Here is a 26987-nt window from a genome sequence, read left to right as displayed (position 1 = left end):
CTTAGCGGCGCGCGAGCAGGGCGCCGATGCGGCCGGCGCAGTCGCGGGTGGCGACCAGCAGCAAGGCCAGGTTGGTGTCGGCGCCGGCCATCGCCAGCAGGGTCAGCGGCTTGGGCGCGTCGATGCGGAACAGCACGATGTTGCCGCGCGAGGTGCATACCGTCGCGTAGTCGGCGCCGCTGAGCTTGAGCTCCCTGGCCAGGGTCTCGCCGAGGGTCAGGAAGGAATTGGCCATCGCCGCGATCCGGCGCGCGTCGGCCTCGCCGGACTCGAGTTCGGCCAGCGGCCGACCGTCGGCGGTGGACACGCAGATCGTGCGCAGGTCCGGCAGCCGCTGCTTGCAGCGAGCGAGTTCCTCGGTCAGCAGTACGCCGAGCGAGTTCTCGGTACGGTGGGACGATTCCAGTCGCCCCAACAACAACTCCACCGTGGTTTGCTGCATGTGTTTGCAATCCCCTGAGCACACTTGACGCAGATTGTGCTGTGACTAATTAGTGTAATAAATCACAAAAAAATATGCATTGCGTCACATTGTAGGGCAAGTGGCGGGCAGGAACTACTGCTGCCCTGTCAGTTCTTGCAGCCGTTGGGTGCCTTTGGATTCGGTGACGACCGAATGGGCAAAGTGGTGGTCGTGCGGGGGGCTGGTCGAGCCGCGACCGCGGCGGCGTATGTCGGAGTGGCCCCTGGAGGGGCGGCGCGAGCCGCGACCGCGGCACCACGCCTTCGGCGCAGGTATCGATGCAGAGGAAGTTTCGCGGTCGCGCCTTGCGCCGCTCCTACAGTCGCGAACGTTGCAGCCCGATCGCCTTGATTTAGCGGCCGCCCCCTGTAGGAGCGGCGCGAGCCGCGACCGCGGCACTACGCCTTCGGCGGAGGTATCGATGCAGACGAGGTTTCGCAGTCGCGGCTTGCGCCGCTCCTACAGTCGCGAACGTTGCAGCGCGATCGCCTTGATCTAGGGCCGCTCCCTGTAGGAGCGGCGCGAGCCGCGACCGCGGCACCACGCCTTCGGCGCCGGTATCGATGCAAATGAAGTTTCGCGGTCGCGGCTTGCGCCGCTCCTACAGTCGCGAACGTTGCAGCCCGATCGCCCTGATTTAGCGGCCGCCCACTGTAGGAGCGGCGCGAGCCGCGACCGCGGCACCACGCCTTCGGCGCAGGTATCGATGCAAATGAAGTTTCGCGGTCGCGGCTTGCGCCGCTCCTACAGTCGCGAACGTTGCGGCCCGATCGCTTTGATTCAGCGGCCGCCCTCTGTAGGAGCGGCGCGAGCCGCGACCGCGGCACCACGCCTTCGGCGCTGGTATCGATGCAGAGGAAGTTTCGCGGTCGTGGCTTACGCCGCTCCTACAGTCGCGAACCTTGCAACTGGGCGGCTTGATTTGCAGGCGGGCGGGTAGCCCGCGCGCCGACTCAGTGCGCCTGCACGCCCAGCAATTCGACCTCGAACACCAGCGAGGCATCGGGCGGGATCACGCCGCCGCCGGCGCCGTCGCGGCCGTAGGCCATGTCCGAGGGCACCATCAGCACGCGCTTGCCGCCGACCCGCATGCCGGCCACGCCGTCGTCCCAGCCGCGGATCACCCGGCCGGCGCCGAGCAGGAAGCTGAAAGGCTTGCCGTGATCGTAGGAGCTGTCGAACTTGCTGCCGCGCTTGTCCGCGGCCTTTTCGTCGTAGAACCAGCCGGTGTACTGCACGATCACGTCCTGGCCCGACTGCGCGACCGCGCCGGTGCCCGGGCGTTCGTCGATGGTCTGGAACTGGGCGATGCGGCCGCTGAACACCTTCGGTGCGGCGGCGGGTTCTTCCTGCGCGGCCGGGCGCTTGCAGGCGCTCAGGCTCACGGTCGCGGCGGCCAGCGCCAAGGCCAGCGGCAAGGCCGCGACGCCGCGTCGCAGCGCCGAGCGCACACGGCGGGCCGGCAGGTTTGCATCGACAGACAGATCAGGAACGAAGGACACGCGCGGCCTCGGTTTGGCGATGACGGGTTTACAGCTTAGCCGTTAAGCGCGCGGCGCGGTCTCGACAAGCGCTTCGGTGGTCGCGCTCTAGGCGCGGATGAGGGTTTGCTGCCTAGGGGCCGGAGAAGCGGACGACGGCTGTCGTTCGCCGTGATCGAGCCAATCGGATGCGCGTCGAGCGATTGCCCGCGAAGCAATCGCGCGATGCGCGCTCGCCCACGGCGGCGCGATGTCCTGCCTCGCGTGCGTCCAGCGACGCCGCGAACGATCGTCGCCGCGCCAGACCATGCTTAATCCAGTGCGATCGCGACGATGCGCTGATTGCGCCGCAGAAGAATATTGCCGAGCGCATCTTCGACGCTGTCGCCGAAACGGCGCAGGCTGTCGTCGTAGCCGCCGAAGATCGCGCCGTCGTCGCCGATCAGATAGGTCAGATGCGCGCTGTAGCCCTGGCCGATCGGCAGCAGGCGCTGCTTCGCCGCCGGTTGGTAGCGCTCGCTTGCCCAGGCGCGGTCGAAACGCGCGCTCGCGAGGATCGGATCGAAGACGGATTCATCGCCATCAGCGCCGGACCACGACGGATGGCGCAGGCGCAGCCCGGCGAAACTGCGCGCGAAACGCAGGCCGCCGGCGAACACGTCGTAGCCGTCGTCCTGCCAGGCGCGCTGGATCGCGTCGGTCGCGACGCTGCGTTCGCCGCGCCAGCCGTGCCGTTGCAACACGGCGCGGGTTTCGGCATCGAACGTCCACGGCATGCCCACGCTCAATGCCCGTCGCGCATGCGGCCTTGCGCCGGATCGTGCGGCGCCAGGCTGGCGCCGAACGCGCGCATCGCCTGCGCGGTGGCGGCGTCGGCGGGGAAGAACGATTCGATCGCCAGCTCCGACAAGGTCACGTCCATCGGCGTGCCGAACACGGTGGTGGTGCTGATGAACGACAGCTCGCCCAGTTCGGTGCGCAGCCGGAACGGCAAGGCGACCTGCACCGACGACGGCAGTTCGGTTTCGTCGTAGCCCTCGGGCGCGGGGTAGGCGGCCAGTTCGGCGTACAGCGCCTGCAGCACCGGGTCGCCGGTGGTGTCGATCTGATGCCGCAGCCGATGCAGGATGTGCGCGCGCCACTCGCCCGGATTGACGATGCGGGTGGCCAGGCCTTCGGGGTGCAGGCTCGCGCGCAACACGTTGGCCGGCGGCGCGAGCAGGAAATCGGGCAGGCCGGCGAGCAACGGCCCGACCGCGCGGTTGTGCGCGATCAGGTTCCAATGCCGGTCGATCGCCAGCGCCGGGTGCGGCTCGTGCCCGTACAGCACCAGTTCGATCGCGGCGAAGGCTTCATGCAGGGCCGGATGATCGAGGCTGCGTTCGGAATACATCGGCGCCAGGCCGGCCGCGGTCATCAGCTGATTGCGCTCGCGCAAGGGCACGTCGAGACGATCGGCCAGGCGCAGCAGCATCGCCCGGCTCGGCAAGGAGCGGCCGGTTTCGATGAAGCTGACATGGCGGGTCGAGATCTGCGCCAGATCGGCCAGATCGAGTTGGGTCAGGCGGCGACGCTGGCGCCAATCGCGCAACAGCTCGCCCACGGGGCGTTGATCGTTCATGCCGGCCACGATAGCCCAGCGGCGGTGCGCGTTGACATTACCTGGCACGTAATCGACCGGCCGCGGGCGCGGGTGTGTGATGTCGTCAGGCAAACACGAACGATCACGACGATCACCCACAGGAGAACGATCATGGCCATTACCTTCCAGCCCCAGGCTTCCACGTTGTTGCGCCGCGCATTGGTGCTCGATGCCGGTGTGTCCGGCGCCGCCGGCTTGTTGCAGCTCGCCGCGACCGCGCCGTTGTCGCGCTTGCTCGCGATCGATCCGGGCTGGTTGCGCGGCGGCGGCGCGGTGTTGCTCGCCTGGATGCTGTTCGTGGGCTGGGTGGCGACGCGCAAGCCGATCGCGCCGGCGCTGGCGTGGACGGTGATCGGGGTGAACCTCGCCTGGGTCGCCGGCTCGGTGCTGGTGCTGGTCGAAGGCGCGATCACGCCGAACGCGCTGGGGCTGAGCTTCGTGCTGGCGCAGGCGGCGGCGGTGGCGGTGTTCGCCGAGCTGCAGTTCTTCGGTCTGCGCCGTCAGCTCAAGGCCGCGTGAGGCGGGCGCGCAACACACGAAAATACGCATAGGCGACGGCGGTTTTCTGTGATGCGCTCGCAAATTCTTCGGGCTGTAATGTGCGGTTGCACGCGTATTTCTGACAGGTAGACCCTAGCGGAAACGCGGTGCTATAAGGCCAGTGCTGTGCGGTTTTGCGCCGCACAGTCCACCGTTGCGTACTGATACGTACTGATAAGGAGATGAGAGATGGCAAGGTTGCTTCGCGCTGCTCGTGTCGCTATGAACATCCATCCCAACGAAACCAGCAGCCTGTGGAAGACGTGGCCGCTGTGGGTGGAGTTCTGATCCTGTGCTCTATCCGCACGTCTGCCTGACTTGATCCAGATGGTGTGAACGGGAGGGCGGCCGTCGCAGGTCGCCCTCCTCTCAGATAGAGGCGCTCCTTGACCACCCAGCCCGATCCCACCGACGATCCCGCGGCGCGACTGCTCGAGCGCGTGCGTCGCGAAGGCCCGGTGCTTCCCTTGCCCGGAGGCGTCGTCGGCATTTTCAGCCCGGCCCTGGCCAACAAGGTCGACAAGATCAATTCCGACGACCTCAAGGTCATCGATTCGCTGGCCGACGTGCTCGGCATGCGCAAATCCGAACCGGTGACCTGGCGCGAAGTGCGCGCGCTGCTGACCGAGCGCAGCGGCGCGCTGGTCACGCCCGCACAGATGCGCGCGCTGCACCAGCGCATGCAGGCGTATCTGAGCGAACACGCCGGGCGCGAGGACGACCTGACCAAGCTGATGTGGCGCACGGTGTCGCGCGCGCTGATTCCGCTGGCGATCGACGGCATCGATGGCCGCGATCTGCGCACGCTGATCGCCGAACAGGAGCTGCGCTTTCGTATCCAGCTCGAACAGCATGTGCCGTTGTGGCGGCGCATTCCCGATTTCCTGCTGCACCGCGCGGCGACGCGGGCGATCACGCGGCAGATCAAGCAACGCGTGGCGGGTGGCGAGTCGCGCGAGGATTTCACTCAACCCTTGCTCGGGTTGGTGGATCGCATCGGGGTGGATCGCGTTACGTACTTGGTGACGGTGCAGATGATCGCGATCTCCGGCGTGCCCGGCATGATGGCGGCCTGTCTGGTGTATGCGATGTCGCAGTACCCGCAATGGCGCGAACACCTGCAAGAGGAAATGGACGCGCTGGAGTGGGAGGAGTTGTATACCTTGCCGATCCGCAAGCTGCCGCACACCCTGCGCTTCATCAAGGAAGCGATGCGGCTGTGGACGACGCCGTTCGTGACACGGCGCGTCGCCCAGCGCGACATCGAGCTGGACGGCGTGTCGGTCAAGAAAGACCAGATCTACGAATTGAGCTCGTACATCCTGCATCACTCCGAGGAGTACTGGGACGAGCCGGAAGTGTTCGATCCCGACCGCTGGCTGTCGTCGCGGCGGCAGGAGGCGAAGGGCGCCTACGTGCCGTTCGGTTTCGGCCCGCGCTCGTGCGTCGGCGCCTCGGTCGGGCATGCCCAACTGGTGTTGTTCTGCGCGATGATGGTCCGCGACTTCCGCTGCGACCTCAGCCCGGTGCATTCGCCGTGGATGCGCAAGGAAGGCTTCGCGGTGCCGACCGATTTCGTCGGGGTGATTTCGTCGCGCTCGCGTTGACCGATCGATGCGTCAAGTCCGCCGCGCCGCTCGCTGCGATCAGCCCGGCGCGTTCGGCCCCGCGCCGCTGTAATCGACCTGCACGATCGCGAACCGCGCCATGCCGCCGGGCAGCATCGCTTCGAATTCGTCGTCGACCCGGCGCTTGAGCATCGCCCGCGCCAGCGGCGAATCGATGCTGATGTGGCCCAGGCGCGCGTCGGTTTCATCGGGGCCGACGATGCGGTAACGCGCCAGTTCGCCGTCGGCGACTTTCTCGACCTCGACCCAGGCGCCGAAGAACACCGACTGCGGGTCGCTCGGCGTGGTCTCGATCACCCGCAGCAGCGGCAGGCGCTTGCTCAGATAACGCACGCGCCGGTCGATCTCGCCGAGTTGCTTCTTGCGATAGGTGTATTCGGCGTTTTCCGAACGATCGCCCTCGGCCGCCGCGGCGGCCAGGGCTTTGACGACTTCCGGGCGGCGGATCCGCCACAGGTCGTCGAGTTCGTGCTTGAGCCGTGCATGGCCCTCCCGCGTGATCAGGGCCGTGCCGTGTTCGGCGGGAGGACGCCAGCGACCCATGTCGGCCTTACTGCGCCGCGCTTGCGCGCTTGAGGCTGAGGTTGGCCTGCGATTCGATCGCCTTGCCTTCGGTGTCGAGCTGGCGGATTTCCTCGTGCGAGACCACTTCGAACAGGCGATCGGGATCGGTCTTGCTGTTCGGGTCCAGGCGCAGGCGCTTGCCGTCTTCCTCGGCGGTCCAGGTGCCGTCGCCCTTGAAGGCGCCGTCCTTCTTGCCCTGGTAGGTCTCGTCGACCGCGTAGCTGCCGTCGGCCTTGAATTCGATCTTGGTGTCGATGCCGCTGCAATCGGCGCAGGGCAGGGTGCCGCTGAAGCTGCCGGCGAAGGCGGCGACGTCGAAGCCGGCCTTGGGCGCTTCGGCGACCGGGGCCGGTTCGGGGGCAACAGCGGGGGCCGGTTCAGCGGCTTTGGCGGTTTCGGCAGGAGCGGACGTAGCTTCGGTTGGCTTGTTGCAGGCGCTCAATGCGAGCGCGGCGAGGCAGGCGAGAGCGAGCAGTTTCTGATTCATGTGCGGGTTCCTGTGCAATGAGTGGAAACGAACGGTGTTGGATCGAAACGATCGATGCGGCCGTGCGCCGGCGAGTTCAGCGCTTGCCGCCGAAGATGCCGCCGAGCAGGCCGCGCAGGATCTGCCGGCCGACCTGGTTGCCGACGGTGCGCGCGGTCTGCTTGGCCATGGCCTCGACCATGCCCTGGCGGCGCTTGGTGCCGAACACCGCGTCCTTGACCGCTTGGCCGAAACCGCCTTCTTCCTGGTCGTCCTGTTCGCGGGTCTTGGCCGGCGGCGCCTGCGCCTGTTCGGTCGCGGCCTGGGCGCGCTGCAGCAGCATTTCGGCGGCCGACTCGCGGTTGATCGCGGTGTCGTATTTCGGCCCGATCGGGCTGGTCGCGCGCACCTGGGCGCGTTCGGCCTCGGTGATCGCGCCCATGCGGCAGCGCGGCGGCGCGATCAGGGTGCGTTCGACCGGCATCGGCACGCCCTTGTCCTGCAGGGTCGAGACCAGTGCTTCGCCGGTGCCGAGCTGCGAGATCGCCTCGGCCACGTTCAAGGCCGGGTTCGGCACGAAGGTCTCGGCGGCGGTCTTGACCGCCTTCTGGTCGCGCGGGGTGAACGCGCGCAGCGCGTGCTGCACCCGGTTGCCGAGCTGGCCGAGGATGTTGTCGGGGATGTCGTCGGGGAACTGCGAGCAGAAGTACACGCCCACGCCCTTGGAACGGATGATCCGCACCACCTGTTCGACCCGCTGCTGCAGCGCGGCCGGCGCGTCGTCGAACAGCAGGTGCGCTTCGTCGAACACGAACACCAGCTTGGGCTTGTCGATATCGCCCACTTCGGGCAGCTGTTCGAACAGTTCCGACAGCAGCCACAGCAAAAAGCTGGAGTACAGGCGCGGCTTGAGGATCAGCGAATCGGCGGCGAGCACGTTGACCACGCCGCGGCCGTCGGTGTTGGTGCGCATCAGGTCGGCCAGCTGCAACGCCGGTTCGCCGAAGAAATGATCGCCGCCTTCCTGTTCCAGACGCAGCAGCGAGCGCTGGATCGCGCCGACCGACTGGGTGCTGACCAGGCCGTAGCTGGTCGAGATGTCCTTGCGCTCGTCGGCGACCAGGCCGAGCAGGGCGCGCAGGTCTTCCAGGTCGAGCAGCAGCAGGCCGCGGTCGTCGGCGAGCTTGAACACGATGTCGAGCACGCCGGACTGGGTGTCGTTGAGTTCGAGGATGCGCGCCAGCAGGGTCGGGCCCATTTCGCTGACGGTGGTGCGCACCGGATGGCCGAGCTTGCCGAACAGGTCCCAGAACACCACCGGGCTGGCGCTCGGCGCCCAGTCGGCGATGCCGATCTCGGTCAGCCGCGACTGCAGTTTGTCGTTGGCCGCGCCGGGCATCGCCAGCCCGGCCACGTCGCCTTTGACGTCGGCGAGGAACACCGGCACGCCCTGGCGCGAAAAACCTTCGGCCAGGGTCATCAGGGTGACGGTCTTGCCGGTGCCGGTGGCGCCGGCGACCAGGCCGTGGCGGTTGCCGAGCTTGGTGTGCAGGTAGACCAGGCCGCTATCGGGCGTGGTCACGGCCTTGCCGAGCAGGATGTCGTTCGGGCGTGCGTCGGGGGTCGGGGCCATGTCCGCGTCCGTGGTTCGAGTGGAGAGCAAGGGGCCGATTCTAGCGGCAGGCGTGGGTGGTTCGTGAACGCCGGCAGCGTGTTGATGGCCGTCAAGACCGCCTGACGACTCGCCACGCACGGAAAACCCGATCGCGTCGCAGTTCTTGCCGCGCGCGGACCCGCGCCGTTACCCTGGCCCCCCGCAACAAGGACCTGCCGCGCGCCCTCATGCCCGTTTCCTTTAGCTTCGCTTCGTTCAATGGCCGCGCCTTGTTCGCGCCGCTCGCCGCCGCACTGGCCCTGTGCAGTCTCGCTCCGCAAGCCGCCGCGTTGTCCAAGCGCGATCAGGCCGCGGTCGACGCGCTGACCCAGCGCATGCAATCGGCCGAGACCCGTTATCAGTCGGCCCTGGTCAAGATCCGCAACGCCGATCCCAGCGGCCGCCAGGACAGCGACGCCGCGCTGGAGGACATGGAGGACGTGATCGCGGTCTGCCTCAAGCAGAAGGGCTGCCAGGTCAACACCATGCTGGCCGGCTACAAGCGCCTGCTCAAGGCCAACGCCGATGCTTCGGCCGCGACCAACGAGGATAGCGACGACGCGACCGCGCTGGACAGCGACAACTTCGCCGCCGACGTGCCCGAGGCCGCGCGCGCGGCCGCGCTGCTCAGCGACGACGGCCAGCGCTTCGTCAAGATGGTCCAGTACAACCCGGCGGTGCAGGCCGGCATCCGCCGCTGGCTGACCGACATGCGCGGTCCGCTGATGCAGAGCTACGATAACTACCAGTACATGCGCCAGATGATGTGGCCCTCGTTCGAACGCGAAGGCCTGCCCGAGGCGTTGCTGTTCGGGATCATGGCCAAGGAATCCAACGGCCGCGTGCATTCGACCTCGCGCGCCGGCGCGGCCGGGCCGTTGCAGTTCATGTTCGCCACCGGCAAGCGCTTCGGCCTGGGCGACGACGGTAGCGGCTTCGACACCCGCTACGACCCGCGCGCGTCCTCGCAGGCGGCGGCGGAGTACTTGAACGAGCGCCTGGGCCAGCTCAACAACAGCATCGAGATGTCGCTGGCCGCCTACAACGGCGGCGAAGGCCGCGCGCTGCGCATCAACAACGCCAGCGGCGGGCGCAATTTCTGGGACGAGTCGGTCTATAACCAGTTCCCGGCCGAAACCCGCGACTACGTGCCGATGGTGATCGCCGCGGCCTGGCTGTTCCTGCATCCGCGCGAATACGGCCTGCAGTTCCCGAAGATCGACAACAAGGCCGCGACGATGCGCCTGGTCAAGCCGACCTCGATCTACGAACTGACCATCTGCATGGGCAGCAGCGGCAGCCGCGACGGCTACATGCGCGCGCTGCGCAACCTCAACCCGCGTTACAAGGGCGAAAGCTACCTGGCCGCGGGCACCACGCTCAACGCCACGCCGAAGATGGTCAGCCTGTACAACCGCTGGTGCGTGCAGGGCAAGCGCGCCGAACTCGCGCGCACCCTGGTGATGAGCGATGCGACCACCGCGATCGTGCGCACCGGCCCGCTGACCGTGTTGCCGGCCGAGGCCACGGGCGAAGACGGCACCGTGCCGGTCACCGTCGCCACCGGCGTGCCGACCACGGTGGCGACCGGCAAGCCGGCCCCGGCCAAGAAGCCCGCCGCGCCGCGCACCCACAAGGTGCAGCGCGGCCAGACCCTGACCGACGTCGCGCAGAAGTTCCAGTGCGACACCAAGCAGCTGGCCAAGGCCAACGGCATCAAGGGCCCGCGTTACATGGTCAAGCCGGGGCAGACGCTCAAGTTGAACGGCTGCGGGGGCTAGTCCGCACTGCGCGCAACGCAGTGACCTGGACGCATGGACGCGCATGGACCCAATGAAGAAGGCTGCGTCGCTGAAGCGAGGCAGCCTTCGGTTTCAAGTCCGGGCGAAGCCACTACATTCCGCGATCTGTCGCCGCGCTGGTCGCGGCTGTCGACATGGATCGCCAACGTCATCGGCGCGTTGATCCTGCCGATGATGTTCATCCTGGCGTATGCGCTCGCCCGCCAACACCATTACGGCCTGCCGTTCGTGCTCACCGCGATCTTGGTGCCGGGCTGGCTGTCGGTGTTGGTCGTGCATGAAGGCGGGCATTGGTGGGTGGCGCGCCGACGCGCGATGACCGTCACCCAGGTCGTGATCGGGCCGGTGGAAATCCAGCCGCGCCGACGCGGCGTGCGCATCCGCCTGCACCGCAACCGGCAACGTGGCGTCGGCGGCTATGTGATGGCGTATCCGGATCCGGGCCGCGATATGCGCCGCGATCTGATCGCTCTAGCGTTGGGCGGCCCGTTGGCGAATCTGGCGGCTGCGCTCGTCCTCGCCGTGCTGGCGTGGTGGCTGGGTCACTCGTTTGCCCAGGCCTGGTGTTTGCTGCTCGGTCTGCTGCATCTGTTGGCGGCGCTGTTCAATCTGCTGCCGCGCAGCTTGAACGGAGCCATGGTCAGCGACGGTCTGAATGTGCTGCGCGCGTATGTGAATCGAGTCGAGGATCTGCCCGGCGCGACCTTCATGGCGATCAATGGCCGTTTATTGCGTGGCGAGTCGGCAGGCGATCTGCCCGAGGCGTTGATCCGGCGTCTGGGTGAGGAGCCCGCGCCGATGCCCGCGCTGCACGATTGGCTGACGGTGTACCTTGCGTTGGGCGCGCACGAGCTGGACGCGGCGGAGGCGGCGCTGGAAACGCTGCATGCGCGCATCGACGCCTACGAGGAGCCGATCCGGCAAGCGCTCGGCGACCTGTTGATCATCACCCAGGCCGATTGCGTTTTCGCGCGGGCCCTGGACCGTCGTGGCGCCGAGGATCTCGCCGCGATCGCTGCCCTGGATCTGGATGCGCGCGGCTTTTGGCATGCACCGCAGCTGGCGCCTCGCGTGCGTGCGCTGGCCGCGGCACTGCGCGGCGACTCGATGGCTGCGCGCGAGCAGTTGCTGCGTTCCAGGCGCCATGCCGATAACTCGGCGTTCGCTTCGACCGTGGCGAGTGAGGCCGGTTTGCGCGAATGCATCGAGGCCATAATCGACGAAGCGGATATTGCGGACGGCACCGCGCCGGCCCGTGCCCCCGGTGCGATTACTCAGGATGCAAGCGCATGAACCAGATGGTCGACAATTCCATGGCCGCGCCGCGCGCATGGCTGACGGCAGTGGCGGTGGCGGCCCTGCTCGCGATCGCCGGCGCGTACGCTTCGCCGTGGCTGCACTACCTGTTCAAACCGCTGACCACGCTGCTGATCGTGGCGATGGTCTGGCGTCACGGCCGCGCGGCCGAACCCGGGTATCGACGCGCGATCGTGATCGGCCTGCTGCTATCGACCTGCGGCGACGTGTTCCTGATGCTGCCCGGCGACTGGTTCGTGTTCGGCCTGGGCTCGTTCCTGTGCGCGCACATCGCGTATCTGCTCGGCCTGGCGCGGCGCGCGCGCTGGTTCGCGCGGGGCTGGCCGTATCTGGGCTACGCGCTGCTGGCCGGCGCGGTGCTGAGCGTGCTGTGGGCGCATCTGCCGGGTGACTTGCGCGTCCCGGTGATCGTCTACGTGACGGTGCTCGCGGCGATGGCGGCGCAGGCGGCGGTGGCGTGGCGATGCGCGCGCTCGCAGTCGACCGCGCTGGCGGCCTTGGGCGGTGCGTTCTTTGTCGCTTCCGATGCGACGCTTGCGATCGACCGCTTCGCCGCGCCGTTCGGCGCGGCGCCGGCGGTGGTGCTGGCGACCTACTGGATCGCCCAGACCCTGATCGGTTTGTCGGTTTGCACGCCGCACCCTGGCAAAGCGCCGCACGCGGCGTAGAAACACCGATGTGGCATCGTTAGCAAGGGATCGAAACCGATCCGGGAAAGCACCCGCGACGCGACGACAACCGCGCAACCGCGTTCCGATTCCCCATTCCCTATTCCCTATTCCCGCTTCTCATCCGCAGGCGCCACCGCCTCGCGCGCCTTGTTCCACCATTGCGCCGCGGCGGCCGTGGCCTTGCCGGTGCCGTCCTTGACCGAGCCGCTCAGCGCCGCCCAATCGGCCTGCTGCTCGGCGAAACCGGTGGCGGTGCGCAGCAACTGCGGGCCTTCGGCGGCGATCATGTCCCAGGTCAAGGTCGCGACCAGGCGCGGCATGAAGATCGCCGAGTCGACATCGCCGCCCTTGGCTTCGACCTTCGCGATCAACGCGACCAGTTCCTTGCGCACTTCTTCCGGCGCGCTCGGATCGACGCTGAGCTTTTTCAATACGATCAGGCCGTCGCGGGTGCGGCCTTCCTTGAACGCGATACCGGCCTGCGGCAGCTGCGCGAACCACGGCTGTCCCATCAACTGGCCGAGCGCATCGAAATGCAACTGTGCGCGCTCCCATTCCTGCTCGCTGGCGGCGAAGTAGGCCAGCGCCGCGTGCAGCACCATCACGTGCTCGGCCGGCGGCAGGTCTTCGCCGGCCTGGGTCGGCAGCGCCCAGGCTTTCTCGCCTTCCAGCTTGGCCAGCCCGGGCCATTGCTCGCGCTGGAACACGACCGCGCGCAGCGAAGTCGCGGCGGCGCGGTCGAACGCGCCGCAGGACTGGGCCTGCACGATGTCGCTTTCGGCCAGGGCGATGGTGTTCTTGTTGGCGATCAACGCGCCGTAGGCGAGCAGCACATGCACCACGCACAGTTGCGCTTCGCTGTATTCGCCCTTGGGCAGGTCGGCAACCGGATTGTTCGAGATCCCGCTTCTGGAAGCCAGGTTGTTCGACGCCCAGTTCTCGCCGGTCCACTGCAGGCCTTTTTGATACGCGCTCAGGCCGCCGGGCAAGCCGTTTTCGGACAATCGGCGGTACTGGGTGTAGGTGATCCCGTCGCGCAGTTCGGCCAGTTGTTCGGTTTCGCTCTTGCTGCCGCACGCGGCCACGGCCAGCGTCAGTAACGCGATGGTCGCGGTCAGGCAGGCCCGGCGCAGGGCCGGGCGGTGGGTCGATGGCATGGTCCCTTCCTTAGGAAAGCGTTGATGAGGTTCAGTCGCTGCGCCGGGCCAAGGCCTGGCCCAGGCGTACCGCGGTTTCGGCGCCCAGGCCCGCGTCCAGCGCGGCCACGCCGGGCGGCAGCAGCACGATCACGGTCGAGCCGTAGTTGAAGCGGGCCATTTCGGCGAAGCGCTCCAGGGTGATGGTTTCGCCGCGATAGTCCTTGGTGGTGACGATGTCGCCGTAGCGCGGAATCTCCACGCCGCTCCAGACCGTTTCCACGCCCGAGACCAGCAGCGCGCCGACCATCACCATCGCCATCGGCCCGAACTCGGTGTCGAAGTGGCAGACCAGGCGCTCGTTGCGCGCGAACAAACGCGGCACGTTGCGCACCGCGTCGGGGCCGACGCTGAACAAACGGCCCGGCACATGCACGGTTTCGCGCAGGGTGCCGGTCCACGGCATGTGCACGCGGTGGTAGTCCTTCGGCGACAAGTACACGGTGGCGAACACGCCGTCGCGGAACGGCGCGGCCGCCGCTTCGTCGCCGCCGAGCAGTTCGGTCGCGGTGAACGACTGGCCCTTGGCCTGGAAGATCTCGCCGTCGCGGATCGGCCCACACTGGCTGATGCGGCCGTCGGCCGGCATCAGCAGCACGCGCGGATCGGGATCGGGTACGCGCGCGCCGGGCTTGAGCGCGCGGGTGAAGAAGGCATTGAAGGTCGGGTACGAGCGCGGGTCGGCGTTGGCCGCTTCGCCCAAGTCGACGCCGAACTTGCGCGTCACCGTGTCGATCAGCCAGCGGCTGACGCCCGGCCGGTCGGAATAAGCCAGCGCGCGCGCAAGCGACGACATCAGGCGATGCGGCAGGACGTAGGTCAGGGTGGTGACGAGGCTCAAGGCGCGGCCTCCGTCAGCACGGCCATGTCCTTGGCGATCACGTTCGGGTCGAACGGCGGACGCAGCAGCCCGGCCATGCGGCCCTGCGGGTCGAGCACGACCATGCTGGCGCTGTGATCGAGCGTGTACTGGTCGGCCTGGGCGCCGTCGGGCGCCGGCACCTTCGCGAACACCATGCTCAGCGACTTGGCGAAGCTCTCCAGCGCCGGGACATCGGCGGTGGCGGCCAGGGTGTCCTTATGGAAGCCGTGGGCGTACTCGCCGATCTTGTCGGGCGTGTCGCGCTCGGGGTCGACCGAGACGAACAGCACCCGCGGCCGGGTCGCTTCGGGAATCGACTCCCAGGCTTTCTGCGCGACCGACATCTGCGCCAGGGTGGTCGGGCACACGTCGGGGCAGTGGGTGAAGCCGAGGAAGACCAGGGTCCAGTGCCCCTTGAGTTCGCCGGGAATCAGCTGGGTGCCGTCGGACTGGCGCAGCGAGAACGCGGGCAGGGTGCGGCGCGGTTCGATCAGGCGGACCGCTTCGGTCTGCGGCAGCGAGGCGTGGCGCACGCTGCCGAAATACTTCTGCGAGGCCCACAGGCCGAGCGCGGCGGCGAGCGCGGCGATGAGGACGATGGCGGTGGTGCGATTGAACATGGCGGTTCCAGCGAATGAGCCGGGCCATGATACCGGCGATGGCCGGCGAGGCGGGTTTGCGTGTGTTCGAGGCGTCTTCAGCCCGCCAGCACGTGCTGATTCCCCTTTGACAGCCCGTGCTTTCCCCCCCTTTGAAAAAGGGGGGCAGGGGGGATTTGCTTTTCGCTTTGCAGAAACGACGTGCTCCGAGCCAAGAGCAAATCCCCCCCGGGCTCCCCTTTTTCAAAGGGGGGAACCCGTCGGGTGGGTGCGGCCGGGAACCGCGGGTTCGCGCCGCCACGGCCGCGCGACACGCATCGCAACCATGAGCCAAAACCTGCGAAAACCGCGCAACCGCCGCGATAACGCCCCCCGCCGCCGGTATACTGCGCGCCTTGTTTCGCCCTGGACTCACCGTGCCCGCTTCCGTCTCCTTCGAATCGCTGACCCTCGTCGACCTGATCCGCTACGGCGCCAGCCGCTTCAGCGCGGCCGGGCTGACCTTCGGCCACAGCTACGACAATGCCCTGGACGAGGCCACCCAGTTGGTCCTGCACGCGCTGCACCTGCCGCACGACCTGAGCCCGGTCTACGGCCAGGGCAAGGTCACCAGCGAGGAGAAGGACGCGGTGCTGGCGCTGTTCGAACGCCGCATCGCCGAGCGCATCCCGGCCGCCTACCTGACCGGCGAAGCCTGGTTCGCCGGCCTGAGCTTCAAGAGCGACCGCCGCGCCCTGGTGCCGCGTTCGCCGATCGCCGAACTGATCGAATCCGGCTTCGGGATCTGGCTCAACGGACTCGAGGTCGAGCGCGTGCTGGACCTGTGCACCGGTTCGGGCTGCATCGCCATCGCCACCGCGCATTACCACCCCGACTGGCAGGTGATCGGCGCCGACATCAACGACGCGGCGCTGGCGCTGGCGGCCGAGAACAAGGAACGCCTGCACGCCGGCAACGTCGAGCTGCGCAAGTCCGACCTGTTCCAGGGCCTGCAGGGCGAGGTCTTCGATCTGATCGTGACCAACCCGCCGTACGTGACCAACGAGGAAACCGACGCGCTGCCGCTGGAGTATTCGCACGAGCCCGAACTGGGCCTGCGCGCCGGCGACGACGGCCTGGACCTGGCGCTGAAGATCCTGCGCGACGCGCCCGATCACCTCAGCGAGCACGGCGTATTGATCTGCGAAGTCGGCGAAGCCGAGCGCGCCCTGGTCGAACTGCTGCCGCAGCTGCCGCTGGACTGGGTCGAGTTCAAGGTCGGCCAGATGGGCATCTTCGTGGCCCAGCGCCACGACTTGGTCGAACACCACGACGCCATCAAACGGCTCGCCGACGCGCGAGCCTGAGCCACGCGCGTCGGCGGCCGGTAGCGAAAGGCGGTTGACGCCTTTCGCAGCGCCGCGCGTTGCGCTGATTCCCAGCGTTGCGTCCCGGCGCCGAGCCGGTCGGAACTTGTCTGTTGTTGACGGGCCTGCTGTTGCTGGGTCCGTCGCGAGCGGGTGAGCGCCGGAAGTGACTTTTTCCGTCGAATGCCCGCGGGGTTCGCCCACCGTGGCGGATGCGCGTGGGCCTTCGTTACAGCGGAAACCGGCCATGTCGGCTATCGTGGCTTGGGCCGGTGGTGCGTTCGCGGCTGTGCTTTGCGGGTGTTGGCGGAAGGGTTCATGGCTTGAGCCTTCGGCCCTCACCCCGGCCCTCTCCCGCAAGCGGGAGAGGGAGCAGTTCATCGTCGCTTGGAGTGACGCGCCTATTCGGATTTCGCGCCTATTCGGGTTTGCCGCGCCTCAGGCTCCCTCTCCCGCTTGCGGGAGAGGGTTGGGGTGAGGGCCAGCGCCAGCCGCCGCGGCGGCATCAGCGATGGTTCTCAGTCCGCACCAATGCTCATTTCCGCTCACCAACCCCGCGTCATACCATCGAAGCGATACGCGCCACGCAAGCCGCGACCCACTTCATAAAAAGCACACGCGCAGCACCGAACATTCTCCTAGCCCCACACGCCGGCCGCGACCGGCACGCACCAGGAACCCCGTCGTGTCCAGCAACAGCTTCGGAAAGCTCTTCACCGTGACGACCTTCGGCGAAAGCCACGGTCCGGCGATCGGGTGCGTGGTCGACGGTTGCCCGCCCGGGCTGTCGATCGCGCCGGAAGATTTCCGTCACGACCTGGACCGCCGCGCCACCGGCAAGACCCGTCACACCTCGGCGCGGCGCGAGACCGACGACATCGAGATCCTCAGCGGCGTGTTCGAAGGCCGCACCACCGGCACCCCGATCGCGCTGCTGATCCGCAACACCGATGCGCGCAGCAAGGACTACGGCTCGATCGCCGAACAGTTCCGCCCCGGCCACGCCGACTACAGCTATTGGCAGAAATACGGCCTGCGCGATCCGCGCGGCGGCGGACGCTCCTCGGCGCGCGAAACCACCATGCGCGTGGCCGCCGGGGTGATCGCCAAGAAGTGGCTGGCCGAACGTTTCGGCGTGGTCGTGCGCGGTTTCATGTCGCAGATCGGCGAGGTCGTGCCGAACGGGTACGACCTGTCGGCGGTGGAAAGCAATCCGTTCTTCTGGCCCGACGCGGCCCAGGTCGCCGAGCTGGAAACCTACATGGACGCGCTGCGCAAGTCCGGCGATTCGGTCGGCGCGCGCGTCGACGTGATCGCCGACAACGTGCCGCCGGGTTGGGGCGAGCCGATCTACGGCAAGCTCGACGGCGAACTCGCCGCGGCGCTGATGAGCATCAACGCGGTCAAGGGCGTGGAGATCGGCGACGGCTTCGCCTCGGTCGCGTCGAAGGGCAGCGCGCACCGCGACGAGATTTCCCTGCAGGGCTTCGCCAGCAACCACGCCGGCGGCATCCTCGGCGGCATCAGCACCGGCCAGCAACTGCGCTGTTCGACCGCGTTCAAGCCGACCTCGAGCCTGCGCCTGCCGGGCCGTAGCGTCGACATCCACGGCAACGAAGTCGAGGTGATCACCACCGGTCGCCACGACCCGTGCGTCGGCATCCGCGCCACCCCGATCTGCGAGGCGATGGTCGCGCTGGTGTTGATCGACCAGGCCCTGCGCCATCGCGCCCAGTGTGGCGATGTCGGCACGATCACCCCGCGCATTCCGGCCAACCCCGGTTTCGACCGCCACGAGTCAGGCCACGATGACTGACCGTCCGCGCGTGTGGGTCTCGCAGCCGCTGTTCGACGACGTGATCGCGCGGCTGGACGAGTATTTCGAGGTATCGGCGACGACCGCGGTGACCCAGCACGCACCCGAGGCCGTCGCCGCCGCGCTGCGCGAGGCCGACGGCGCGCTGGTCACCCTCAACGATCCGATCGGCGCGGCGCAGATCGCCGGCGCCACGCGTCTGCGCGCGATCGCCAACGTCGGGGTCGGCTACAACAATCTCGACGTGCCGGCGCTGAGCGCGGCCGGCATTCTCGCCACCAACACGCCCGACGTGTTGACCGAGACCACCGCCGATTTCGGCTGGGCGCTGATGATGGCGGCCGCGCGGCGGATTTCCGAGGCCGAGCGCTGGCTGCGCGAGGGCCACTGGCAGCGCTGGAGTTTCGACAGCCTGCTCGGCGGCGACGTGCACGGTGCGACCCTGGGCATTCTCGGCATGGGCCGGATCGGCCAGGCGATCGCGCGTCGCGCGGCCGGGTTCGGCATGCGCACGCTGTATCACAACCGCAGCCGGTTGCCCGAGGCGGTCGAGCGCGAATGCGCCGCGGGCTACGTGAGTTTCGACGAACTGCTGGCCCGCGCCGATCACCTGATCCTGGTGCTGCCGTATTCGCCGCAGTCGCATCATCTGATCGATGTCGCGGCGCTGGCGAAGATGCAGGCGCATGCGACGCTGACCAATATCGCGCGCGGCGGCATCATCGACGAGAACGCGCTGTGCGACGCGCTCGAACAAGGGCGGCTGGCCGCGGCCGGACTGGATGTCTACGAAGGCGAGCCCAGGCTCAACCCGCGCCTGCTCGAACAGCGACGGGTCGTGCTGACTCCGCACATCGCCAGCGGCAGTCTGGCCACGCGCCGGGCGATGGTGAGTCTGGCGGTCGACAATCTTATCGCCGCGCTGGGCCATGGCCCGAACGCCGGCAAGCCGCCGTCGCTGTTGAATGCCGGGATTCGAGATTAGGGATTGGGGATTGGAAAACGGAATGCCGCGAAGTGACGCAGCGCTTTTACGACTCCCGATTCCCGATTCCCGCTCCATAGCAACACCCGCCGGAAATGGGTCCGGCGGTCCCCACAAGTCAGGTAACTCAGAACAGATGAACGCCAAGACGTCCTGCAATGTCGCCGTGGTCGGTGCTACCGGCGCGGTCGGTGAAACCATGCTCAAGGTGCTGGCCGAGCGCAAATTTCCGATCGGCAAGCTGCATGTGTTGGCGAGCGAACGCTCGGCGGGAGAGAAACTCGAGTACGAGGGCAAAACCATCGTGGTCGAGGATCTGGCGTTGTTCGATCCGAGCGGCGTGGACATCGCGCTGTTTTCGGCCGGCGGTTCGGTGTCGAAGGCGTACGCGCCCAAGTTCGCCGCGGCCGGCGCGGTGGTGATCGACAACTCCTCGGCGTTCCGCTACGACGACGACGTGCCGCTGGTGGTCAGCGAGGTCAATCCCGAAGCGGCCCGCAACCGTCCGCGCGGGATCATCGCCAATCCGAACTGCTCGACCATGCAGATGCTGGTCGCGCTGGCGCCGATCCACCGCCAGGCCAAGATCGAGCGCATCAACGTGGCGACCTACCAGTCGGTGTCGGGCACCGGCAAGCGCGCGATGGAAGAACTCGGCAAGCAGACCGCCGCGCTGCTGAGCTTCCAGCAGATCGATCCGCAGGTGTATCCGGTGCAGATCGCCTTCAACGTGATCCCGCACGGCGGCGATTTCACCGACAACGGCTACACCACCGAGGAAATGAAGCTGGTCTGGGAGACCCGCAAGATCCTCGGCGACGACAGCATCGGGGTCAACGCGACCGTGGTGCGGGTGCCGGTGTTCTACGGCCATTCCGAGGCGGTGCATATCGAAACCCGCGACAAGCTCTCGGCGGCCGATGCGCGCGCGCTGCTGGAAAAGGCGCCGGGCGTGGTGGTGGTCGACGAGCCGGTCAACGGCGGCTACCCGACCCCGGTCACCCATGCCTCCGGGCAGGACCCGGTGTTCGTCGGCCGCATCCGCGAGGACATCTCGCACCCGCGCGGGCTGTCGCTGTGGGTGGTGTCCGACAACATCCGCAAGGGCGCGGCGACCAATGCCGTGCAACTGGCCGAGTTGGTCTGGAACGAGCGCTGATCGCCGGGCTTGGTCCCCGCGGGGCTGGCGGTAGCCATTGAAGATCGGGCCCTGCGGGGCCCGATCTTGTTGGTGGCCGGTGGTTAGAGGTCGACCTTATGAGGTCGGCCTTATGTAGTGGCCGAGACGTTGGTGGCCAAAGATGCGGTGCTCATGGAAAGGGTGAATGCCCGCCGCGCTCAGGCAACAACCGGACGAGCGCGCGAGTCTTTTGTGGGAGGGGCTTCAGCCCCGACGCTCTTTTATCAGCCGCGGTGAAACTGCACTGAGCGCTGAGCGCTGATCGAAAAGCGTCGGGGCTGAAGCCCCTCCCACAAAAGACCTCGATGCTTCGCCGCCGCCGGTAGGTTCGCCGCGGCGCGATAGCGTGATCGCAAGCAACCAACCCGCCGTCCGACACCCGGATCGCCCCGCGTGCGCAACGAAATCTTCACTCCGCGTTGCGCATGACGCCCGCTGACCGCTAGAGTCGCCGCCTGACTTTGGGTAATGGGATCGTCCGTGAGATCAGGTTTCGCACGCACCGCCTTGGCTCTGGCGCTGGCTCTGGCCAGCGGGGCGGCCTGTGCGCTGGGTCTGGGCCAGATCGAGGTGAAGTCGCGCGCCGGCCAACCCTTGCTGGCGGAAATCCCGGTGATCTCCAGCGGCCCGGACGAACTGGCGCAGCTGCGCGCCGGCCTGGCTTCGCCGGAAACCTTCCGCCGCATCGGCCTGGACGCGCCGCAGGGCATCGTCACCGACCTGCGCTTCACCCTGGCGCTGGACGCCGCCGGCAAGCCGGTGATCCGCGTCACCAGCACCCAGCCGGTCAACCAGCCGGCGCTGACCTTCCTGATCGAAGTCGATTGGGGCCAGGGCCGCCTGACCCGCGAGTACTCGGCGCTGATCGACGCGCCGCGCACGGTGTCCGCGCCGATGCAGCCGCCGATCCAGGCCGCGACCGGCGCCAACCCCAACACCATCGAACGTCCGCTGGAAGCGCCGCTGCCGTTCGGCGCGCAGCCGCAGGCGACCGATCCGCTGGCGGTGGAAAACCAGCTCGACCGCTACGACCCCGGCAGCGTGATCGCGCCGGGCGACCCGCAGGCGCAGCCGCTGCCGGCCGAACCGATCGCGATCGCGGCCGACCCGGTTCCCGCTGCGCCGGCGCAGCAGTCGCCGCAGCGTCCCAACGCCGGCAAGATTGCGCGCGAGCCGCGCGAGCCGCGCGAGCCGCGCCCGGCCGCGGCCGCGCCGAAGCTCGCCGCCGAAGGCGACATCACCGTGCAGGGCGGGCAGACCCTGTCGGGCATCGCCGCCGGCCTGAGCGGGCCGCATACGCTCAACCAGACCATGATCGCCTTGCTGCGGGCCAACCCCGAGGCGTTCATCGGCAACAACATCAACCGGCTCAAGCAGGGCGCGGTGCTGCGCCTGCCGCCGACCAACCAATTGGCCACGCTCGATCCGCGCGAAGCCAGCGAGTTGGTGCGGGTCCAGGTGCAGCAGTGGCGCCAGGGCGTGGCCAGTGCGCCGGTGCCGCAGCCGATCAGCCTGGAGTCGGACGCAGTCGCCAAGGCGCCGGTCGCCCCCGCGGCCACCGCCGCCGGCAAGGCGCGCAGCGACGATGCACGTTTGGAAATCGTTCCGCCGGGCGCCAGCCGCGCGACCCAGGCCGGGGCACAATCCGGCATCAGCGCCGGAGGCGAGGGCGACATGGTCCGTCAGGACACCCAACAGACCACCGAGACCCTCGCCGCGCGCGAGCAGGAACTGGCCGAACTCAAGAGCAAGGTCGCCGACCTGGAGCAGTTGCAGAGCAAGCAGCAGAAGCTGATCGCGATGAAGGACAGCGAGCTGGCCGCGAGCCAGCAGCGCCTGGCCGAACAGCAGGCGCGCAACGACGGCGGTTCGCCGCTGCCGTGGATCTTCGGCGGCCTGGGCGTGCTGGCGTTGCTGCTCGGCGGCTGGGCGATGAGCCGGCGCGAACCGAAGAAGCCGGCGTTCCGCGCGCCGTTGCCGGTTTCCGACGCGGCGAGCGAGCGCTCCGGGCCGCTGGCCGATCCGGTCGATTCGCTGCGCCGCCGCACCGAGCCGGCCGCGCCGCTGGTCGATCCGGTCGCGCAATTGCTCGGCGAATCCGCGGCCGACAGCCCGGCCAGGCCGAACGAACCAGTCGAACCGGTCCCGGCCGTTGCCGCGGCGGCCGCCGAAGAACCGGCCAGCGCGCCGTTCTGGACCGCGCCGAAGGCCGAGCCGCAAAACAAAACCAAGGTGCCGACCTGGCATTCCAGCGAAGTCGGTACCAGCGCGTCGCGCAGCGGCGCGGCCCCGGCGCGGGTCGAACCGGCGCTTGCGCCCGCGGCGGCCGTCGCCGCGGCGGCTCAAGCCAATCAGGCCCCGGCCAGTCCGGCCCCGGCCAACCCCGGCCAGGAGCGGATCGAACTCGCCCGCGCCTACCTCGACCTGGGCGATCAAAGCAGCGCCCGCCAGTTGCTCGGCGAAGTGCTGATCAACGGCGATCACGCCGCCCGCCAGCAGGCCGCGCGCCTGCTGCGCGAAATCGAGGCGTCCAGCTGAAGCGCGCCAGCGCGGCGAGCGGGCAGGGCAACGACCGATGGCGGTAGAGCAACAGCAGTCTCCGATCAGCGACGGCGCCGCACCGGTGCGGCGCTACGCCCTGGGCGTGGAATACGACGGCAGCGAATACTCCGGCTGGCAGCGCCTGGTGCGTCCCGGCGAGCCGGACCTGCGCGGCGAAGCGACCGTGCAGACCACCCTGGAGCAGGCGCTGAGCTTCGTCGCCGGCACGCCGATCGAGGTGACCTGCGCCGGACGCACCGATTCGGGGGTCCACGCGGCCTGCCAGGTCGTGCATTTCGACAGCCCGGTCGAACGCGAGCCGCGCGGCTGGGTGCTGGGCACCACCTCGCGCCTGCCGCCGTCGGTGTGCGTGCGCTGGTGCGTGCCGGCCGCGCCCGGGTTCCATGCGCGCTTCTCGGCGCGCGCGCGCCGCTACCGCTACCGCATCCTCAACCGGCCGGTCCGGCCGGCGCTGCAGCGCCAGTACCTGACCTGGGAGCGGCGTGCGCTCGACGCCGACGCCATGGACCGCGCCGCCCAGGCCCTGCTGGGCGAACACGACTTCTCCGCGTTCCGCACCGTGCATTGCCAGGCACCGCATGCGCGCCGCGACCTGCAGTACATCCGCATCCGCCGGGACGGCGACGTCGTAGAAATGGAAGTCCAGGCGAATGCCTTTCTTCACCATATGGTGCGCAACATTGTTGGAAGCTTGCTGCTGGTCGGCCGCGGCGAACAACCTGAGACCTGGATCGCCGAGTTGCTGGCCGGTCGCGACCGCACGGTCGCCGGCCCGACGGCGCCCTCGTCGGGCTTGGTGTTCGTCGGGCCGCGCTACCCCGTCGAGTGTCAGTTGCCTGCCGAGGTCACCCTTTGAGCCAGCCCCGTACCCTGTTCCGCACCCGTATCAAATTCTGTGGTTTCACCCGTCCCGGCGATGTGCGCCTGGCCTGTGAGCTCGGCGCCGACGCGATCGGCTTCGTGTTCGCCGCCGGCAGCAAGCGCCGGGTCGCGCCCGAAGAGGCGCGCGCCATGCGCCAGGCGCTGGCGCCGCTGGTCGACGCGGTGGCCTTGTTCAGCGACAACCCGGTCGACGAGGTGCGCGAAGTCGTGCGCCAGGTCCGGCCGAGCCTGCTGCAGTTTCACGGCAACGAGGACGATGCGTTCTGCCGCGGCTTCGGCGTGCCGTATCTCAAGGCGATCCCGATGGGCGGCGAACTGGCCGATCAGCATCCCTCGGCGCTGCACATGCGCTACCCGGGCGCGGCCGGCTTCCTGTTCGACAGCCATGCCCGCGGCGGCAGCGGCGGCAGCGGCAAGACCTTCGACTGGAAGCGCATCCCGGTCGGCGTGCAGAAACCCTTCGTGCTGGCCGGCGGAATCACCCCGGACAACGTGTTCGAAGCGATCCTGGCGACCTTGCCCTGGGGCGTGGACGTGTCCAGCGGCATCGAGAGCGCGCCGGGCTTGAAGGACGGCGACAAGATGCGTCACTTCGTCGAACAAGTGCGCAAGGCCGATTGCCACGTCGATTGATCGAAGTTGCACAGTCTCGTCGCGGTGCTTTTCCCCCTTTGCAAAAGGGGGAAGGGGGATTCGCTTTTACCCTCGAGTGCGCCGGGTCGTGCGAATCAAAGCGAATCCCCCGCGCCCCGATTGTTCGCCTCGAAACATATCGACGCCGGGCGCTCGCCCCCTTTTCCAAAGTGGGCGATGGGGTTCGCGGACCGCCACGGTGGGCCAGCCGCGCTGTCTTTCCGGATACGTTCCCGATTTGAAAGAGGGGCGTGGGTAGGAATTCGCGCCTGCCCACCCGATCACAACCCAACCACGCAGCCCATTCCGACACGCCCGGATGCGTACGGTCACCGCCGCGATGCCCTAAACTGGCGCTTCCGCCGCGCGCCGCGTGGCGTCTGCCGAACGAACGCCAGCCGATGTCCGCCGATCCGATCGCCCCGCCAATCGACTTTCATGCCTATCCCGACGCCAACGGCCACTTCGGCCGCTACGGCGGACGCTTCGTCGCCGAGACCCTGATCGCGCCGATCGAGGAACTGGCCAAGGCCTACGATGCCGCCCGCGTCGATCCGGCCTTCATCCGCGAATTCGAAAACGACCTGGCCCATTACGTCGGCCGGCCGAGCCCGATCTACCACGCGCAGCGATTGAGCGACGAAGTCGGCGGCGCGCAGATCCTGCTCAAGCGCGAAGACCTCAACCACACCGGCGCGCACAAGATCAACAACACCATCGGCCAGGCCCTGCTGGCCAGCCGCATGGGCAAGACCCGGATCATCGCCGAGACCGGCGCCGGCCAGCACGGCGTCGCCAGCGCCACCGTGGCCGCGCGCCTGGGCCTGGAATGCGTGGTCTACATGGGCGCGACCGACATCGAGCGGCAGAAGATCAACGTCTACCGCATGAAGCTGCTCGGCGCGACCGTGGTGCCGGTGACCAGCGGGTCGCAGACGCTCAAGGACGCGCTCAACGAGGCGATGCGCGACTGGGTCACCAACGTGCGCGACACCTTTTACATCATCGGCACCGTCGCCGGCCCCGATCCGTACCCGCGCATGGTGCGCGACTTCAACGCCGTGGTCGGGCGCGAGGCGAGGGCGCAGATGCTGGCCGAATACGGCCGCCTGCCCGATGCGATCACCGCCTGCGTCGGCGGCGGCAGCAATGCGATCGGCCTGTTCCATGCGTTCTTGAACGATCCCGCGGTGCGCATCGTCGGCGCCGAAGCGGCCGGCGACGGCATCGACACCGGCCGTCACGCCGCCTCGCTCGCCGCCGGACGCCCAGGTGTGCTGCACGGCAACCGCACCTATGTGCTGTGCGACGACGACGGCCAGATCATCGAGACCCATTCGGTCTCCGCGGGCCTGGATTACCCCGGCGTCGGCCCCGAGCACGCGTTCCTGAAAGACACCGGCCGCGCCGAATACGTCGGCGTCACCGACGAGGAAGCGCTCGACGCGTTCCGTACCTTGGCGCGCACCGAAGGCATCCTCGCCGCGCTCGAGTCCAGCCATGCGATCGCGCAGGCGATCAAGCTCGCGCGCACGATGCCGAAAGACCAAGTGGTGCTGTGCAACCTGTCCGGTCGTGGCGACAAGGACGTGCATACCATCGCCGGGCGCGAAGGCTTGCACTTCTGATCGTCGGATTTTTCTTCTCCCGCTCGCGGGAGAAGATGCCCGCAGGGCAGATGAGGGCAACGCAGCTGCGATATACGCACGGCATTGTTGCTCCAATGTTCGAATTCTCGAACTCCACGCCCGCCGCCGGTCCCTCACCCCAACCCCTCTCCCGCACGCGGGAGAGGGGCTTAAAGCAGAAGCTTTGACCAACGCATGAATCGAATCGACGCCAAGTTCCAACAACTGCACGCCGCCGGCCGCAAGGCCCTGATCCCGTTCGTCACCGCCGGCGATCCGTCGCTGGAGGCGACCGTGCCGGTCATGCACGCGCTGGTCGCCGCCGGCGCCGACGTGATCGAACTCGGGGTGCCGTTCTCCGACCCGATGGCCGACGGCCCGACCATCCAGCGCAGCTCCGAGCGCGCGATCGCGCGCGGCGCCGGTTTGAGCTGGGTGCTCGACGCGGTGCGCGAGTTCCGCGGCCGCGACGCCGAGACGCCGGTGGTGCTGATGGGCTATCTCAATCCGATCGAGATCCGCGGCTCGACCCGCTTCGCCGACGACGCGGTCGCCGCCGGTGTCGACGGCGTGCTGCTGGTCGACCTGCCGCCGGAAGAAGCCGCCGAACTGCGCGCGGCCTTCGCCGCCGCCGGACTGGCGCTGATCCTGCTGGCCTCGCCGACCACCACCGAAGCACGCATCGCCTTGCTGTGCGACGACGCGCAGGGCTATCTGTACTACGTCAGTTTCGCCGGCGTGACCGGCGCGGCCGACCTGCTCGACACCGGCGCGGCCAACGACCGCCTGCACCGCATCCGCGCGCGCAGCAAGGTGCCGGTGGTGGCCGGTTTCGGGATCAAGGACGCCGCCAGCGCCGCGACCATGGCGCGCGAGGCCGACGGCGTGGTGGTCGGCAGCGCGTTGGTCGCGGTGCTGGCCGAAACCGCCGATGCCGCGGCCGCCGCGCAAGCGGCCGGCGCGTTCCTCGCGCCGCTGCGCCAGGCCCTGGACGGCGCCGCCGGCTGAACGCGGGCGCGGCGGGCGCTGCGGCCGGCTGCGTTAGACTGAACCCATCACGTGCCGGCGAG

Annotated in this window: 24 protein-coding genes; 14 read left to right on the top strand and 10 right to left on the bottom strand. The window is 68.3% G+C overall.

Going from position 1 to position 26987, the window contains the following annotated elements:
• Position 1: 1 nt before the first annotated feature.
• From KME82_RS14485 to KME82_RS14470, 4 genes are all read right to left on the bottom strand, one after another.
• A complete protein-coding gene (locus KME82_RS14485; RefSeq protein ID WP_215494675.1) occupies positions 2-442 on the bottom strand; it encodes a roadblock/LC7 domain-containing protein in 441 nt (146 codons plus the stop codon).
• A gap of 974 nt (positions 443-1416) precedes the next feature.
• Entirely contained in the window at positions 1417-1881 is a 465-nt protein-coding gene (locus KME82_RS14480) for an FKBP-type peptidyl-prolyl cis-trans isomerase (RefSeq protein ID WP_430538840.1), read from the bottom strand.
• A gap of 374 nt (positions 1882-2255) precedes the next feature.
• Positions 2256-2720 carry an SUKH-3 domain-containing protein gene (locus KME82_RS14475; protein ID WP_215494674.1) on the bottom strand — a complete coding sequence of 155 codons (465 nt, stop codon included), beginning with the start codon at positions 2718-2720 and terminating at the stop codon, positions 2256-2258.
• A gap of 8 nt (positions 2721-2728) precedes the next feature.
• Positions 2729-3565 (bottom strand): helix-turn-helix domain-containing protein, encoded by an 837-nt coding sequence (locus KME82_RS14470; RefSeq protein WP_215494673.1) that lies wholly within the window; start codon positions 3563-3565, stop codon positions 2729-2731.
• Between the two features lie 132 nt (positions 3566-3697).
• Here KME82_RS14470 and KME82_RS14465 point away from each other — a divergent pair, with 132 nt between their 5' ends.
• Both KME82_RS14465 and KME82_RS14460 read left to right on the top strand, forming a co-directional pair.
• Positions 3698-4105 (top strand): hypothetical protein, encoded by a 408-nt coding sequence (locus KME82_RS14465; protein ID WP_215494672.1) that lies wholly within the window; start codon positions 3698-3700, stop codon positions 4103-4105.
• A gap of 407 nt (positions 4106-4512) precedes the next feature.
• On the top strand, positions 4513-5733 hold the full coding sequence (locus KME82_RS14460; protein ID WP_215494671.1) for a cytochrome P450: 1221 nt from the start codon (positions 4513-4515) through the stop codon (positions 5731-5733).
• Between the two features lie 39 nt (positions 5734-5772).
• Here the strand turns inward: KME82_RS14460 and greB are convergent, their stop codons facing one another.
• From greB to KME82_RS14445, 3 genes are all read right to left on the bottom strand, one after another.
• Entirely contained in the window at positions 5773-6297 is a 525-nt protein-coding gene (greB, locus tag KME82_RS14455; RefSeq protein ID WP_036108586.1) for a transcription elongation factor GreB, read from the bottom strand.
• A 7-nt stretch (positions 6298-6304) separates the two neighbouring features.
• A complete protein-coding gene (locus tag KME82_RS14450; RefSeq protein ID WP_215494670.1) occupies positions 6305-6805 on the bottom strand; it encodes a copper resistance protein NlpE in 501 nt (166 codons plus the stop codon).
• 76 nt (positions 6806-6881) lie between these two features.
• Positions 6882-8417 carry a helicase HerA-like domain-containing protein gene (locus KME82_RS14445; protein WP_215494669.1) on the bottom strand — a complete coding sequence of 512 codons (1536 nt, stop codon included), beginning with the start codon at positions 8415-8417 and terminating at the stop codon, positions 6882-6884.
• Between the two features lie 209 nt (positions 8418-8626).
• Between KME82_RS14445 and KME82_RS14440 the strand changes: the two genes are divergently transcribed.
• The 3 genes from KME82_RS14440 to KME82_RS14430 are packed head-to-tail and all read left to right on the top strand — an operon-like array spanning position 8627 to position 12225.
• Positions 8627-10219, top strand: coding sequence for a transglycosylase SLT domain-containing protein (locus tag KME82_RS14440; RefSeq protein ID WP_215494668.1), 1593 nt, complete (start codon positions 8627-8629; stop codon positions 10217-10219).
• A 33-nt stretch (positions 10220-10252) separates the two neighbouring features.
• Positions 10253-11533, top strand: coding sequence for a site-2 protease family protein (locus KME82_RS14435; RefSeq protein ID WP_215494667.1), 1281 nt, complete (start codon positions 10253-10255; stop codon positions 11531-11533).
• Entirely contained in the window at positions 11530-12225 is a 696-nt protein-coding gene (locus KME82_RS14430; RefSeq protein ID WP_252255327.1) for a lysoplasmalogenase, read from the top strand. Before KME82_RS14435 ends, KME82_RS14430 begins: the two co-directional genes overlap by 4 nt.
• 107 nt (positions 12226-12332) lie before the next feature.
• On the opposite strand, the gene KME82_RS14425 is transcribed toward KME82_RS14430, so the two are convergent.
• From KME82_RS14425 to KME82_RS14415, 3 genes are read right to left on the bottom strand one after another with little or no spacing between them, the layout of a single operon-like run.
• A complete protein-coding gene (locus KME82_RS14425) occupies positions 12333-13385 on the bottom strand; it encodes a hypothetical protein (protein ID WP_215494666.1) in 1053 nt (350 codons plus the stop codon).
• Between the two features lie 31 nt (positions 13386-13416).
• On the bottom strand, positions 13417-14265 hold the full coding sequence (gene asd / locus KME82_RS14420; protein WP_215494665.1) for an archaetidylserine decarboxylase: 849 nt from the start codon (positions 14263-14265) through the stop codon (positions 13417-13419).
• Positions 14262-14906 carry an SCO family protein gene (locus KME82_RS14415; protein WP_215494664.1) on the bottom strand — a complete coding sequence of 215 codons (645 nt, stop codon included), beginning with the start codon at positions 14904-14906 and terminating at the stop codon, positions 14262-14264. Before KME82_RS14415 ends, asd begins: the two co-directional genes overlap by 4 nt.
• Before the next feature lie 395 nt (positions 14907-15301).
• On the opposite strand from KME82_RS14415, the gene prmB reads away from it, so the two are divergent.
• The 9 genes from prmB to trpA all read left to right on the top strand — a co-directional run bounded on the left by prmB (position 15302) and on the right by trpA (position 26925).
• A complete protein-coding gene (gene prmB, locus KME82_RS14410) occupies positions 15302-16231 on the top strand; it encodes a 50S ribosomal protein L3 N(5)-glutamine methyltransferase (protein ID WP_215494663.1) in 930 nt (309 codons plus the stop codon).
• 685 nt (positions 16232-16916) lie between these two features.
• Positions 16917-18047, top strand: a complete 1131-nt coding sequence (gene aroC, locus KME82_RS14405) for a chorismate synthase (protein WP_215494662.1) — start codon at positions 16917-16919, stop codon at positions 18045-18047.
• Complete coding sequence (locus KME82_RS14400; RefSeq protein ID WP_215494661.1) at positions 18040-19032, top strand: 2-hydroxyacid dehydrogenase; 993 nt, start codon at positions 18040-18042, stop codon at positions 19030-19032. Before aroC ends, KME82_RS14400 begins: the two co-directional genes overlap by 8 nt.
• Positions 19033-19168: 136 nt before the next feature.
• The gene (locus tag KME82_RS14395; RefSeq protein WP_215494660.1) at positions 19169-20191 is read left to right on the top strand and encodes an aspartate-semialdehyde dehydrogenase; all 1023 of its coding nucleotides are present in this window, start codon (positions 19169-19171) and stop codon (positions 20189-20191) included.
• A 501-nt stretch (positions 20192-20692) separates the two neighbouring features.
• Positions 20693-22750, top strand: a complete 2058-nt coding sequence (locus KME82_RS14390) for a FimV/HubP family polar landmark protein (protein ID WP_215494659.1) — start codon at positions 20693-20695, stop codon at positions 22748-22750.
• A 37-nt stretch (positions 22751-22787) separates the two neighbouring features.
• Entirely contained in the window at positions 22788-23630 is an 843-nt protein-coding gene (gene truA, locus KME82_RS14385; RefSeq protein ID WP_215494658.1) for a tRNA pseudouridine(38-40) synthase TruA, read from the top strand.
• Positions 23627-24289, top strand: coding sequence for a phosphoribosylanthranilate isomerase (locus KME82_RS14380; protein ID WP_056112517.1), 663 nt, complete (start codon positions 23627-23629; stop codon positions 24287-24289). The genes truA and KME82_RS14380 overlap by 4 nt, the downstream gene beginning before the upstream one ends.
• A gap of 401 nt (positions 24290-24690) precedes the next feature.
• On the top strand, positions 24691-25917 hold the full coding sequence (trpB, locus tag KME82_RS14375) for a tryptophan synthase subunit beta (RefSeq protein ID WP_215494657.1): 1227 nt from the start codon (positions 24691-24693) through the stop codon (positions 25915-25917).
• Between the two features lie 195 nt (positions 25918-26112).
• Positions 26113-26925: a tryptophan synthase subunit alpha gene (gene trpA / locus KME82_RS14370; RefSeq protein ID WP_215494656.1), complete on the top strand. Its 813-nt coding sequence runs from the start codon at positions 26113-26115 to the stop codon at positions 26923-26925.
• Positions 26926-26987: the final 62 nt, after the last annotated feature.

The organism is Lysobacter capsici (assembly GCF_018732085.1).
Classification (GTDB): domain Bacteria; phylum Pseudomonadota; class Gammaproteobacteria; order Xanthomonadales; family Xanthomonadaceae; genus Lysobacter; species Lysobacter capsici_A.
This window is presented reverse-complemented; position numbering and strand designations above follow the sequence as displayed.

Bases quoted from the DNA above. Each gene is read 5' to 3' on its own strand.
- KME82_RS14485 (WP_215494675.1), bottom strand. From the start codon at position 442: ATGCAGCAAACCACGGTGGAGTTGTTGTTGGGGCGACTGGAATCGTCC.
- KME82_RS14475 (WP_215494674.1), bottom strand. From the start codon at position 2,720: ATGCCGTGGACGTTCGATGCCGAAACCCGCGCCGTGTTGCAACGGCAC.
- KME82_RS14470 (WP_215494673.1), bottom strand. From the start codon at position 3,565: ATGAACGATCAACGCCCCGTGGGCGAGCTGTTGCGCGATTGGCGCCAG.
- KME82_RS14465 (WP_215494672.1), top strand. From the start codon at position 3,698: ATGGCCATTACCTTCCAGCCCCAGGCTTCCACGTTGTTGCGCCGCGCA.
- greB (WP_036108586.1), bottom strand. From the start codon at position 6,297: ATGGGTCGCTGGCGTCCTCCCGCCGAACACGGCACGGCCCTGATCACG.
- KME82_RS14450 (WP_215494670.1), bottom strand. From the start codon at position 6,805: ATGAATCAGAAACTGCTCGCTCTCGCCTGCCTCGCCGCGCTCGCATTG.
- KME82_RS14445 (WP_215494669.1), bottom strand. From the start codon at position 8,417: ATGGCCCCGACCCCCGACGCACGCCCGAACGACATCCTGCTCGGCAAG.
- KME82_RS14440 (WP_215494668.1), top strand. From the start codon at position 8,627: ATGCCCGTTTCCTTTAGCTTCGCTTCGTTCAATGGCCGCGCCTTGTTC.
- KME82_RS14435 (WP_215494667.1), top strand. From the start codon at position 10,253: ATGGACGCGCATGGACCCAATGAAGAAGGCTGCGTCGCTGAAGCGAGG.
- KME82_RS14430 (WP_252255327.1), top strand. From the start codon at position 11,530: ATGAACCAGATGGTCGACAATTCCATGGCCGCGCCGCGCGCATGGCTG.
- KME82_RS14425 (WP_215494666.1), bottom strand. From the start codon at position 13,385: ATGCCATCGACCCACCGCCCGGCCCTGCGCCGGGCCTGCCTGACCGCG.
- KME82_RS14415 (WP_215494664.1), bottom strand. From the start codon at position 14,906: ATGTTCAATCGCACCACCGCCATCGTCCTCATCGCCGCGCTCGCCGCC.
- KME82_RS14400 (WP_215494661.1), top strand. From the start codon at position 18,040: ATGACTGACCGTCCGCGCGTGTGGGTCTCGCAGCCGCTGTTCGACGAC.
- KME82_RS14395 (WP_215494660.1), top strand. From the start codon at position 19,169: ATGAACGCCAAGACGTCCTGCAATGTCGCCGTGGTCGGTGCTACCGGC.
- truA (WP_215494658.1), top strand. From the start codon at position 22,788: ATGGCGGTAGAGCAACAGCAGTCTCCGATCAGCGACGGCGCCGCACCG.
- trpB (WP_215494657.1), top strand. From the start codon at position 24,691: ATGTCCGCCGATCCGATCGCCCCGCCAATCGACTTTCATGCCTATCCC.
- trpA (WP_215494656.1), top strand. From the start codon at position 26,113: ATGAATCGAATCGACGCCAAGTTCCAACAACTGCACGCCGCCGGCCGC.